12 protein-coding genes are annotated in these 13032 nt (G+C 40.5%); all 12 read left to right on the forward strand.

Annotated elements, in window-relative coordinates:
• The first annotated feature begins 58 nt into the window (after positions 1-58).
• The 12 genes from abc-f (at position 59) to DWV68_RS03060 (ending at position 13026) form a co-directional block, all read left to right on the forward strand.
• Positions 59-2047, forward strand: a complete 1989-nt coding sequence (gene abc-f, locus DWV68_RS03005; RefSeq protein ID WP_118665022.1) for a ribosomal protection-like ABC-F family protein — start codon at positions 59-61, stop codon at positions 2045-2047.
• Positions 2048-2124: 77 nt separating this feature from the next.
• On the forward strand, positions 2125-2763 hold the full coding sequence (locus tag DWV68_RS03010) for a redox-sensing transcriptional repressor Rex (RefSeq protein ID WP_118176806.1): 639 nt from the start codon (positions 2125-2127) through the stop codon (positions 2761-2763).
• 24 nt (positions 2764-2787) lie between these two features.
• Positions 2788-3441, forward strand: coding sequence for a hypothetical protein (locus DWV68_RS03015; RefSeq protein WP_118176808.1), 654 nt, complete (start codon positions 2788-2790; stop codon positions 3439-3441).
• Between the two features lie 3 nt (positions 3442-3444).
• On the forward strand, positions 3445-4932 hold the full coding sequence (locus DWV68_RS03020) for an NAD(P)H-hydrate dehydratase (RefSeq protein ID WP_118057438.1): 1488 nt from the start codon (positions 3445-3447) through the stop codon (positions 4930-4932).
• A gap of 21 nt (positions 4933-4953) precedes the next feature.
• Entirely contained in the window at positions 4954-6123 is a 1170-nt protein-coding gene (alr, locus tag DWV68_RS03025; RefSeq protein ID WP_118057439.1) for an alanine racemase, read from the forward strand.
• Between the two features lie 64 nt (positions 6124-6187).
• Complete coding sequence (locus tag DWV68_RS03030; protein ID WP_022243776.1) at positions 6188-6535, forward strand: type II toxin-antitoxin system PemK/MazF family toxin; 348 nt, start codon at positions 6188-6190, stop codon at positions 6533-6535.
• 66 nt (positions 6536-6601) lie between these two features.
• Positions 6602-7510, forward strand: coding sequence for a hemolysin family protein (locus DWV68_RS03035; protein WP_022243777.1), 909 nt, complete (start codon positions 6602-6604; stop codon positions 7508-7510).
• Positions 7511-7543: 33 nt separating this feature from the next.
• Positions 7544-8272: a YebC/PmpR family DNA-binding transcriptional regulator gene (locus tag DWV68_RS03040; protein WP_022243778.1), complete on the forward strand. Its 729-nt coding sequence runs from the start codon at positions 7544-7546 to the stop codon at positions 8270-8272.
• 90 nt (positions 8273-8362) lie between these two features.
• On the forward strand, positions 8363-9646 hold the full coding sequence (locus DWV68_RS03045) for an O-acetylhomoserine aminocarboxypropyltransferase/cysteine synthase family protein (protein WP_022243779.1): 1284 nt from the start codon (positions 8363-8365) through the stop codon (positions 9644-9646).
• A gap of 18 nt (positions 9647-9664) precedes the next feature.
• Positions 9665-11122 (forward strand): glycogen synthase GlgA, encoded by a 1458-nt coding sequence (gene glgA / locus DWV68_RS03050; protein WP_118665024.1) that lies wholly within the window; start codon positions 9665-9667, stop codon positions 11120-11122.
• 107 nt (positions 11123-11229) lie between these two features.
• Positions 11230-12057: a ClpP family protease gene (locus DWV68_RS03055; RefSeq protein ID WP_118172598.1), complete on the forward strand. Its 828-nt coding sequence runs from the start codon at positions 11230-11232 to the stop codon at positions 12055-12057.
• Positions 12058-12153: 96 nt separating this feature from the next.
• On the forward strand, positions 12154-13026 hold the full coding sequence (locus DWV68_RS03060; protein ID WP_197420804.1) for an undecaprenyl-diphosphate phosphatase: 873 nt from the start codon (positions 12154-12156) through the stop codon (positions 13024-13026).
• Positions 13027-13032: the final 6 nt, after the last annotated feature.

Genomic DNA, 13032 nt, shown 5'->3' on the forward strand with positions numbered 1-13032 from the left:
AAGCCCTTGTAAAGAATGCTTTACTTATGGGGTGAAGAGAAAAAGTGAGGAGACTTCCATGATTTTAGCCTGTCAGAATATCAGTAAATCCTTTGGGACAGACACCATAATACAGAATGTTTCTTTTCATGTAGAAGATAATGAGAAAACAGCAATTGTCGGCATCAATGGTGCCGGCAAATCTACGTTATTGAAAATTATAGTGGGAGAGCTGGCACCGGACAGTGGCGAGGTAACCGTTGCAAAAGGAAAAACCATCGGTTATCTTGCCCAGTATCAGGATAAAGACAGCAACGAGACCATTTATAATGAAGTGCTTCATGCCTGCGATGCATTAATTGAAAAAGAAGAAAAGCTTCGTAAAATGGAAGAAGACATGCAGCATGTAAGCGCAGACGAATTAGAAAAATATATGGAGCAGTACAACCGTTTCAGCCATGCCTTCGAATTAGAGGGCGGACTGACTTTTCGCAGTGAGATAAACGGTGTGTTAAAGGGACTTGGTTTTTCGGAAAATGATTTCGGAAAGAAAATGTCAGAGTTATCCGGAGGACAGAAGACCAGAGTGGCATTAGGCAGACTTCTGGTAACCAAGCCTGACATTATCATGCTCGACGAGCCGACCAACCACCTTGATATGGCATCGATTGCATGGCTTGAAAACTATCTTTTGAATTATAAAGGAGCCGTAATTATCGTAGCCCATGACCGTTATTTCTTAGACCGGATTGTTACGAATGTAGTGGAAATATCCCGCCATACGGCAACGGTATTTCCGGGAAATTATACCGCATATGCGAGGCAGAAGGAAATACAGCGGGAAAGTCTTTTGCGACAGTATTATAACCAGCAGCGGGAAATCAAGCACCAGGAAGAAGTAATATCCAAGTTAAAATCCTTTAACCGGGAAAAGTCCATTAAGCGTGCAGAAAGCCGTGAGAAGGCATTGGATAAAATAGAACGTATTGAGAAGCCAATCGATGAAAAAACAGATATGCATATTACATTGGAGCCGGAAATTACCAGTGGAAATGATGTACTTTCGGTGAAAGGACTTTCAAAATCTTACGAGCATAAACTGTTTTCAAACATTGATTTTCAGATTAAGCGAGGGGAAAAAGTTGCTTTAATCGGAAATAACGGTACCGGGAAAACCACCATTTTAAAGATAATCAATGGAATTGTAGACGCAGATGCCGGGGAGATAAAGCTTGGAAGCAATGTGGAAATCGGATATTACGATCAGGAGCATCAGAATTTAGACCCGGATAAGACGTTATTTGATGAAATTGCAGATGCTTATCCGAATCTGAAGGCAACGAAGATTCGAAATGTGTTAGCGGCATTTTTATTTACGGATGATGATGTGTTTAAGCGGATTCGTGATATCAGTGGTGGAGAAAGAGGGCGTGTTTCACTGGCAAAACTGATGTTATCCAATGCAAACTTCCTGATATTGGACGAGCCGACCAACCACCTTGATATTATGTCAAAGGAAATTTTAGAGTCAGCCATCAATTCCTATACCGGAACGGTGCTTTATGTATCCCATGACCGTTATTTTATTAATAAAACTGCCAGTAGAATTCTTGATTTAAAGAATGAAACAATTCTAAATTATATTGGAAATTACGATTATTATCTGGAGAAAAAGGAAGTTCAGGAGTTAGCGGCGTTTGGCACAGCTACACAGGATCGTGCAGACAATTCAGCAGCAAAAGGAAATGTCATTGTTTCCGATGGAACTGGAGAAAATAATGGAACAGAGCAGATATCCAGCGGAGGAAAACAGAAGTTAAGCTGGGAAGAAATGAAGAAACAGCAGGCAGCAAAACGTAAGCTGGAAAACGAATTAAAGCGTACAGAAGATGAAATTGCTAAGAGAGAGGCAAAGATAGAAGCATTAAATGATGAACTGTCAAAGCCGGAGGTAGCATCAAATTCTTATGAATTAAACAAAATCCATGAGGAGCAGATGCAGGAAGAGGCAGCGCTGGAAGAACTCTATGCAAAATGGGAAGAATTAAGTTTACAGAAAGATTGTTAAAGTTGTAACACATTGACATCCTTTCGGCAAGAAACTATAATTATTGTAGGGTATTGAGAGCAGGAGGAACTGGCAGAATGAGCAAAGAAATATCACAGGCAGTAATTCGTAGAATGCCAAGATATTACCGATATCTGGGGGAACTTTTAGATGAAGGGGTAGAACGTATTTCATCGAATGAACTGAGTGCAAGAATGAAAGTGACCGCATCGCAGATCAGACAGGATTTAAATAATTTTGGTGGTTTTGGACAGCAGGGATATGGTTACAATGTACAATTTCTGTATGAAGAAATCGGAAAGATTATGGGATTAAATGAACAGCATAATATTATTATTATTGGAGCTGGTAACTTAGGACAGGCACTTGCCAATTATGTGAAGTTTGAAAAACTCGGCTTCGTCATAGTAGGATTGTTTGACGTGAATCCGGAGTTATGCGGAAAATCCATTCGTGGCAATAAAATCGAAATGATTGATAAACTGGAAGAATTTGTAAAGACACATAAGGTAGATATTGCTACACTGACTATGCCGAAAGAAAAGGCTGATGCTGTGGCAAACCAGCTGGTAAGCCTTGGTGTACATGCAATCTGGAATTTTGCCCATGTGGATCTGGAAGTGTTGGATGAAAATGTTGTAGTGGAAAATGTACATTTATCAGACAGCCTGATGCAGTTATCCTATAATATGACAAAGAACAAAAGGGAAAAGTAAACGCTGGAATAGAGGTGTTTTTGCATGAAAGATGACAAGGAATTTCTGGAAGCATTAGAAAGCAGAAAAGTACCAATACTTGTATTGGATCAGAAATGGCACAGACTTTTTGCGTTAAGTGGAAAAACCAGTGAAATCAAGCGGCTGGAAGAAAAGGTAAATCAGTTGTTAGAACAGCAGGGAAAGCTTAATAATGATTTGAAAGAGCTGAAAAAGACAAAGAATCAGTTGATGAAAAGCATTGTTGTCAACATGGAAGGAACTCATGAGGAAAATGAGGGGGATATTTCTTCCAGAAAATTAGATGAAGACAAGAGACTGATTGATGAAGTCAATGTCAAAATGGAAGAAATTGAGGATGAATTAATTGAACTTCCACGAAATATAAACAGTGCAAATCAGGAACTTATGTTAGAAAGCATGCGTTACTGCTATGAGAGACTAAGACAGAACAGCAAAGAAGCAGATGAAATTACGGCCTGGATTGATAAGGTAAGGGTAGAACTTAAGAAAAATATCATCAAAAAACAGAACCGTGAAATCAACAACCGGCAGATTTATTCTTATATGCATGATATTTTTGGTGTGGATATTTTAAATATATTTGATCTGCGGCAGGAAGATGAAGACCGTCTGCAGGGAAAAAAAGCGGTGGAAAATGCGGACGAAAGGAATTAATTTATGGAATATCTTGTAAATTCCCGGGAAATGAAAACATGTGATACCAATACAATCGAACATTTTAAAGTGCCATCCATGGTTCTGATGGAGCGGGCAGCGCTTTCTGCGATAGAAGTAATACAGGAAAAAGAAATTTCATGTAACCGCGTGCTGGTAGTGTGTGGAACCGGAAATAACGGCGGCGATGGTATGGCAATTGCAAGGTTGTTATACTTATCCCACATTCCGGTTGAAGTATATCTCTATGGAAATAAAACACATTTTTCAAAGCAGGCAAAAGAACAGTATGAAATCTTGACATCATATGGTGTACCATTTATTGATGAAATGGAGGATGCAAATTCCTACAGCCTGATTATTGATGCGTTATTTGGTATAGGATTATCACGAAAATTAGATGATGAACTGGTGCACTTGATGGAACGGCTAAACCAGAGCAGTGCCCACCGGCTGGCGGTGGATATACCATCCGGTGTCTCGGCAGATAATGGAGCTGTATTAGGTGGTGCATTCAAAGCAGATGATACCGTAACCTTTGCTTACTGCAAGACCGGAATGGTGTTATTTCCTGGTGCAGAATACTGCGGAAATATTACGGTTAAGGATATCGGAATTGGAGAAGAAAGCTGGTTAGATAAAAGACCTGCAGCTTATGCAATCACAAAGGAAGATTTAAATTTTTTAAATAATCGTGCTGCTGATTCGAACAAGGGAACCTTTGGAAAAGTCCTTCTGGTTGCCGGAAGCGTGAATATGGCAGGTGCGGCGGTTCTTGCAGCAAAGGCAGCTTATCGCAGTGGCTGTGGTCTGGTGAGAATATATACACCGGAAGAAAACCGTATTATCTTACAGACAGCAGTGCCGGAGGCAATTCTTACTACCTATTCTGCAAAAAAGGCTGATACACAGCAACTGATAGAATGTCTGTCCTGGGCAGATGTTATTATTTTAGGACCTGGAATTGGCAAAAGTGATGTGGCACACAGTATTGTAAAGACGGTACTTAAGAATGCGGCAGTACCAATGGTAGTAGATGCCGATGCATTAAATATCATAGCAGAGCAGACCGAACAGCTTCTTCGCCCGCATACAGAACTGGTATTAACGCCACATCTGGGTGAAATGTCCCGGTTAAAACAGCTTGCCGTTTCCTATATCAAAGAAAATATTGAGCAGGTTGCGGAAGATTTCGCAAGGGAATATAATGTAATCTGTGTTTTGAAAGACAGCAGAACGGTAACGGCAATTCCTTATGGGAAAACATTTATTAACCGGAACGGTAACAGCGGAATGGCTACTGCGGGAAGTGGTGATGTACTGAGCGGAATTATTGGAAGTCTGATGGCGCAGGGCCTATCTGCAGAGCAGGCGGCACCGCTTGGGGTATATGTACATGCGGCGGCAGCAGATGAACGGAGCAAAACAGTTTCAAAGCATGGACTGACTGCAGGCGAAATTATAAACGGATTATCCGATGTGTTGTCATAATAATAATTTGAGGTGAATGAAATGAAAAGATATAGCAGGGTATATGCCAGCGTGAATCTGGATGCGGCCATTGAGAATATGGAGGCAATGCACCGGCTTTTAAAGAAAGATACCAGCATGTTTGCGGTAATTAAAACAGATGGATACGGACATGGTGCAACGGAACTTGCCCGTGTATTAGAGCCGCTTCCGTATCTCCATGGCTTCTGTGTGGCCACAGTGGAAGAAGGCGTAATTTTAAGAAATCATGGAATTAAGAAACCGATTCTGATTCTTGGTTTTGCATTCCCGGATGAATATGATATTATTGTAGAACAGAAATTAGAGCCTGCCGTATTTACGTATGATATGGCAGTTGCACTATCTGAAGCTGCAACAAAGAAAAATCAGGATGTGGCAATTCATATTGCAGTGGATACTGGAATGAGCCGGATTGGTTATCAGGTGGAAAAAGAAAATGCAAGAGAGGTAGCGCAAATCAGTAAGCTGCCACATATAATAATGGAGGGGATTTTTACCCACTTTGCAAGGGCAGATGAAAAAGACAAAACGGGTGCCCATAAGCAGCTTGAACTGTTTCAGAAAATGATTGCAATGTGCAAAGAAGAAGGCGTTATTTTCCATCATGCACACTGTTCAAACAGTGCAGGAATTATTGATTTGCCGGAAGCAAATATGGACATTGTAAGAGCGGGAATTACATTATACGGACTCTGGCCATCGGATGAAGTGCAAAAAGACAGACTGCCAATGCACCCGTTAATGGAATTAAAGAGTCATGTTTCTTACGTAAAGACACTGCCGGCTGGAAGGGAAATCAGCTATGGTGGAACCTATACCACAACCAGAGAGACGAAGGTGGCAACGATTCCGGTCGGTTATGGAGACGGTTATCCGAGAACTTTATCTAACAAAGGTTCTGTACTGATTCAGGGAAAAAGAGTACCGATTCTTGGCAGAGTCTGCATGGATCAGTTTATGGTGGATGTTACTGATGTGCCGGATGTTGTCGTTGGAACAGAGGTAACACTTCTTGGCAGAGACGGCGATGAAATCATTACAGCGGAAGAAATCGGGGATTTATCCGGCAGATTCAATTATGAATTTGTCTGCTGTCTTGGCAAACGTATTCCAAGAATCTATTTCGAAAACAACAAAGAAGTAGAACAGAAAGATTATTTTCAGGATTAGAACAGTATACACTCGATAAAATTGGTAATACTTTCAGTAAAACCTATTCTATGGAGTGTATATTATGATTATCAGACGAGGAGATATCTATTATGCGGATTTAAGACCGGTAGTAGGCTCGGAACAGGGCGGAATCAGACCGGTTCTGATTATACAGAATGATGTAGGAAACCGGCACAGTCCTACGGTTATCTGTGCCGCAATCACATCACAGATGAATAAAGCGAAGCTGCCGACCCATGTGGAACTGTCCTGTCATGAATATGACATTGTAAAAGATTCGGTTATTTTATTGGAACAGCTTCGTACCATTGACAAGACACGATTAAAAGATAAGGTGTGTCATCTGGATGGAAAAATTCTGTCGAAAATCGACAAAGCACTGAAGATTAGTCTGGAATTATATACATAACTTGACTATTTTTGCCTAAAATGTTATATTTTTCAGAAATATGTATAAAAAGGAGAGTATTCAAAAATGGATGACGGAGGGAGTCCGAATACAGGATTTTTTAAAAAAATTTTTCATAAACTTCCATTCAAAGATTCCGAGGATGTAACAGAGGAAGAAATTATTTCCATGGTAAATGAAGGCCATGAGCAGGGAGTCCTTCGGGAAAATGAAGCGGAGATGATACATAATATCTTTGAATTTGGTGATAAAGAAGCCGGTGATATTATGACACACCGTAAAAATATTTCTGCACTGGATGGAAATGACATTTTTGAAGATGTAATCACTCTGGTGATAGACAGCCATTATTCGAGAATGCCGGTATACTCTGATACCATAGACAATATTATCGGAGTATTACATATCAAAGAGACCTTATCCTACAGCAGACAACCGGAGCTTTTAAAGAAGCCGATTAAGGAAATTGACGGGTTAATCCGTCCGGTGGATTTCATACCGGAGACACGCAACATCAATGCATTGTTTCAGGAGATGCAGTCGGCAAAAGAGCATATGGTAATTGTTGTGGATGAATATGGTCAGACAGCCGGACTGGTCACCATGGAGGATATCTTAGAGGAAATCGTCGGAAATATTTTAGATGAACATGACGAGGAAGATACCTATATAGAGAAGAAACCGGACGGAACATTTGTAATGAATGGAATGACACCGTTAGAGGAAGTAGGGGAAGCACTGAATCTTGATTTTGAAGATGAGGATTATGACACCTTAAATGGCCTTCTGATTTCGCTTATTGATAAAATTCCATCGGAGCACGAAGTCTTTGAAGTAAAATACAAAGGCTATATTTTCGAAGTACTTTCCGTGGAAGATAAGATGATAAAATATGTACATGTTGTTCCGGAAAGGTCAGAATCTGCCGAGTCTGACACTGCGACTTGTCAGCAGGATGAAAAAATGGTAGAATAATACACGAAATACGGATAGAAAAGAGGATTTATTATGTCAGGACATTCCAAGTTTGCCAATATCAAACATAAGAAAGAGAAAAATGATGCGGCAAAAGGAAAAATATTTACAATTATAGGACGTGAAATTGCAATTGCGGTAAAAGAGGGTGGAGCAGACCCTGCTAACAACAGTAAATTAAGAGACGTAATTGCAAAAGCAAAGGCGAATAATATGCCAAACGATACCATCGAGCGTGGTATTAAAAAAGCAGCCGGAGACGGTGATTCCGTAAATTATGTACAGGTTACTTATGAAGGATACGGTCCAAGCGGAACTGCAATTATTGTAGACGCATTAACCGATAACAAGAACCGTACCGCTGCAAATGTAAGGAATGCATTTACAAAGGGTCAGGGAAATATCGGAACACAGGGCTGTGTATCTTACCTTTTTGACCAGAAGGGTCAGATTATCATTGCCAAGGAAGACTGCGATATGGATGCAGACGATTTGATGATGATGGCATTGGATGCCGGAGCAGAGGATTTCTCAGAAGAGGAAGACAGCTTTGAAGTAATTACAGCACCGGATGATTTCAGTGCAGTACGTGAAGCTTTGGAAGCAGAAAATATTCCAATGGCAAGTGCTGAGGTTACCATGATTCCTCAGACTTATGTTTCTTTAACAGACGAGAAAGATATTACCAATATCCAGAGAATCCTAGATCTTCTGGATGAAGATGATGATGTACAGGAAGTATATCACAACTGGGAGGAATAAAACTGATACCTGCATTTATCAGAGACAATGATAGATAGATGCAGGTATTTTCTAATAATATATTACATATGGTATAAAGGAGAAGGAAAGATGGAAGAGAATTATCAGATTGAGACAAAATGTATTCAGTCTGGCTGGAAACCAACCAAGGGGGAACCGAGAGTATTACCGATTTACCAGAGCACTACATTTAAGTATGATACCAGTGACCAGATGGGACGGTTATTTGATTTAGAGGAAGCCGGATATTTTTATACGAGACTTCAGAATCCGACCAATGATGCAGTAGCTGCAAAGATTGCAGATTTAGAGGGCGGTATAGCAGCAATGCTGACCTCATCCGGACAGGCAGCCAACTATTTTGCAGTATTTAATATCTGTGAAGCAGGAGACCATATTGTGGCATCCAGCTCCTTATATGGTGGAACCTTTAATCTGCTGGGAACCACACTTAAGAAACAGGGGATTTCCTGTACCTTTGTGGATCCGGATGCATCGGAAGAAGAGCTTTCAGCGGCATTTTTACCAAATACCAAGGCGGTGATTGCGGAGACCTTATCTAATCCATCCCTTGTAGTACTTGATATTGAGAAGTTTGCACATGTTGCCCATGCACATGGGGTACCACTTATCGTAGATAATACATTTGCAACACCGATTAACTGCAGACCTTTTGAATGGGGAGCAGATATCGTAACTCATTCTACTACCAAGTATATGGACGGACATGCCATGGCAGTGGGTGGATGTATCGTTGACAGTGGTAATTTTGATTGGGAGAAATATAAGGATAAATATCCGGGACTGACACAGCCGGATGAATCTTATCATGGAATTGTATACACTCAGAAATTTGGTAAGCTGGCTTATATCGAAAAAGCAACAGCACAGCTTATGCGTGACCTTGGTTCCATTCCATCCCCAATGAATTCTTTCTTACTGAATGTCGGGCTGGAAACTTTACATTTAAGAGTGCCAAGACATTGTGAAAATGCCCAGAAGGTAGCAGAATATTTAAATGCAAATGATAAAGTGGCATGGGTAGATTATCCGGGCTTAAGGGATAACAAATATCATGCACTGGCAGAAAAATATATGCCAAATGGCACCTGTGGTGTTATTGCATTTGGCTTAAAGGGTGGTAGGGAAGTATCCGTATCCTTTATGGATCATCTGAAATTAGCTGCAATTGTAACACATGTAGCAGATTCCAGAACCTGTGTCCTGCATCCTGCCAGCCATACACATCGTCAGATGACAGATGAGCAGTTAATTGAAGCAGGTGTAGCACCGGATTTAATCCGGCTTTCCGTTGGAACGGAAAATGTAAAAGACATCATAGCAGACCTGGAACAGGCATTGGAGAATGTTTAAGCAGAAAGGGGTAGCAAAATGAAGAAAATTCTATTTGCAGCATCAGAATGTGTACCATTTATTAAAACCGGAGGGCTTGCGGACGTGTGTGGTGCACTGCCAAAGGAATTTGACCCTCAGTATTGGGATATTCGTGTGGTAATTCCAAACTATAGTTGTATACCGGAACATTTCCGGAGCCAGTTTGAATATGTAACACATTTTTACATGGGAACAGGTTCTTATATCCCAAGCAAATATGTGGGCGTATTAAAATATGAATTAGATGGAATTACATATTACTTTATCGATAATAAAGAGTATTTTGATTGTTTTTCACCTTATGGAAATATCAGACAGGATATCGAAAAATTCTGTTTCTTTGATAAGGCAGTATTATCTATGCTTCCTGTTATCGGCTTCCAGCCGGATATTATCCATTGTCATGACTGGGAAACAGGTCTCATTCCGGTATATCTGAAAAACGAGTTTCAGGGAGATATGTTCTTCTGGGGTATGAAATCTGTTATGACTATTCATAACTTAAAATTCCAGGGTGTATGGGATATTAAGACCATGCGGGGGTTAACCGGACTTCCGGCATCACTCTTCACACCGGATAAGCTGGAATATAAGAAAGATGCTAATATGTTAAAGGGTGGTCTGGTTTATGCAGACTACATTACCACAGTCAGTGATTCTTATGCCAATGAGATTCAGACAGAATATTATGGGGAAGGTTTAAATGGTCTGCTTTCCGCCCGTCATTATGATATGCAGGGAATTGTAAACGGTATCGATTATCAGGTTTACAACCCGGCAACAGATAATAAGATTTACTGTAACTATGATGCTGAGTCATTCCGCAAGAAGAAAGTCAATAACAAGCTGAAATTGCAGGAAGACTTAGGACTGAACGTAGATAAGAAGAAATATATGATTGGTCTGATTTCCCGTCTGACAGACCAGAAGGGCTTAGATTTGATTAACTTCGTTATCGACCGTATCGTAGATGACTTTACACAGCTTGTAGTAATCGGAACTGGTGAAGGTCAGTATGAGAATATGTTCCGTTATTATGCATGGAAATATCCGGATCGTGTGTCTGCAAATATCTGTTACTCCGATGACCTGGCGCATAAGTTATATGCATCTGCCGATGCCTTCTTAATGCCATCCCGGTTTGAGCCATGTGGACTGACACAGCTTATTTCGTTCCGCTACGGAACAGTGCCAATCGTCCGCGAGACTGGTGGATTAAAAGATACTGTTGTTCCATATAATGAATATGAGAATACCGGAGATGGATTCTCATTCAGTAATTACAATGGGGAGGAAATGCTTTCTGTCATTAATTATTCCAAACACATTTTCTTTGACAAGAAGAAACAGTGGAACCAGATTATTGACCGTGGCATGGCAAAAGACTTCTCCTGGAAGAGTTCTAAGTGCCGTTATGAGAACCTTTACAATTATTTAAAGGGCTGGCCGGTATAAAAAAAGAATATCATGTAGATAATAAGACAGACAGTGTAAAACTGCCTGTCTTATTTTTTTCGCGAGTAGCGAGAAATAATCCAGACAGAAAGAAGGGAGCATCCGATATGGAGCAGAAAGAAAACAAAGTGCTGCCAAAGAAAAAAGTCCCAAATGTGGAATTGAAAAATGCAGAAAACAAAAATGCAGAATTACAAAATACAGAATCAAAACTAGAAAAAACAGAAAACAAAGAACGGAAAAAAGATGAATCGAAAAAGGAACAGTTAGACGATCAGGAACTGATCAGGGAATCCGGGCAGATTTCCTTATCTGACAGCCGATGGCATCAGAAGATTCATTTATTATCGGTGATTGGTGAGATTGAAGGTCATGAATGTCTTTCTTCCAATACCAAGACAACGAAATATGAGCATGTACTGCCGAAGCTTGCAGAAATAGAAGATTCTGACCAGGTGGATGGTGTTCTTGTGCTTTTGAATACAGTAGGCGGTGATGTGGAATCCGGACTTGCCATTGCAGAAATGCTATCTTCCTTAAGTAAACCGACGGTGTCCCTTGTCTTAGGCGGAAGTCATTCCATTGGTGTGCCGCTGGCGGTTTCAACGGACTATTCTTTTATTGTGCCATCGGGAACCATGGTCATCCATCCGGTGCGTATGAGCGGTACGGTAATCGGAGCACCGCCGACTTATGATTATTTCCAGCAGATGCAGGATAGGATTATTCATTTTATAGCATTCCACAGCAGAGCAGACGAAAAAAGATTAGAGCAGCTCATGATGAATACCACCATGCTGACAAAGGATCTTGGAACCATTCTCGTAGGAGCGGATGCAGTAAAAGAAGGGTTGATTGATGAAGTGGGCGGAATCGACCGGGCACTTCATAAATTGCATGAGATTATAAGAGAACAGAAAAACGAATGCCTGTAATGACAAACGCATCAAAATATGGTATACTAATGCACGGTGTTGATAATTTTATACAAGTAACTGTAGTGAGCGATAAGAGATACCAAGGAGGCAGCTATGTCATTATTACAGTCTGTTTTATTAGGTCTGATACAGGGATTAACCGAATTTCTGCCGGTAAGCAGTTCCGGTCATCTGGCAATATTTAAACAGTTTTTTCAAATAGAAACCGGCGGAATGTTTTTTGATATTCTGCTTCACATCGGAACACTGATTGCCGTATTTATTGTATATTATAAGGATATATTCCGCATGATTAAAGAAGGCTTTGCCATTATTGGTGATTCTTTTGTAAATGTGGCAACCTTTTTTAAACGTGTGATAACAAAAGAAGATTTACCATACCGTAAAATCGTGCATAATAGTTACCGGAAATTTGTGATGCTTGTCATTGTTTCCACGATTCCAACCGGAATTATTGGAATTGCAGCGAAAGATCTGGTGTCTGCGGCAGAGCAGATTTTACTGGTTCCTGGAATCTGCCTTATTATTACGGCAGTACTTTTATTTATTGCAGACCGGATTCCGGATGGCGGCAAGACACCAAAGCAGGTAACTTATACCAATGCATTTTTAATCGGTATCAGTCAGGGAATCGCAACCATGCCGGGCTTATCGCGGTCAGGAACCACAATCACAGCATGTCTTTCTACCGGAATGACCCGCAAATTTGCGGTAAAATATTCTTTTATCATGTCTATTCCGGCAATACTTGGAGCATTGGTAGTAGAGATTAAGGATGTTGAATTTGCAGCATTACAGTCTGCAGATATTTTGAATTACATAGTTGGAACGCTGGTGGCAGCGATAGTCGGTTATATCTGCATTAAGACCATGCTGGTAGTAGTGCGCAAAAAGAAATTCACGATATTTTCCATCTACTGTCTCATAATGGGACTGGTATCAATTGGAGGATATTTCTATATGTAAACGGGA

The organism is Roseburia sp. AF12-17LB, from assembly GCF_003479605.1.
GTDB lineage: Bacteria > Bacillota > Clostridia > Lachnospirales > Lachnospiraceae > Roseburia_C > Roseburia_C amylophila.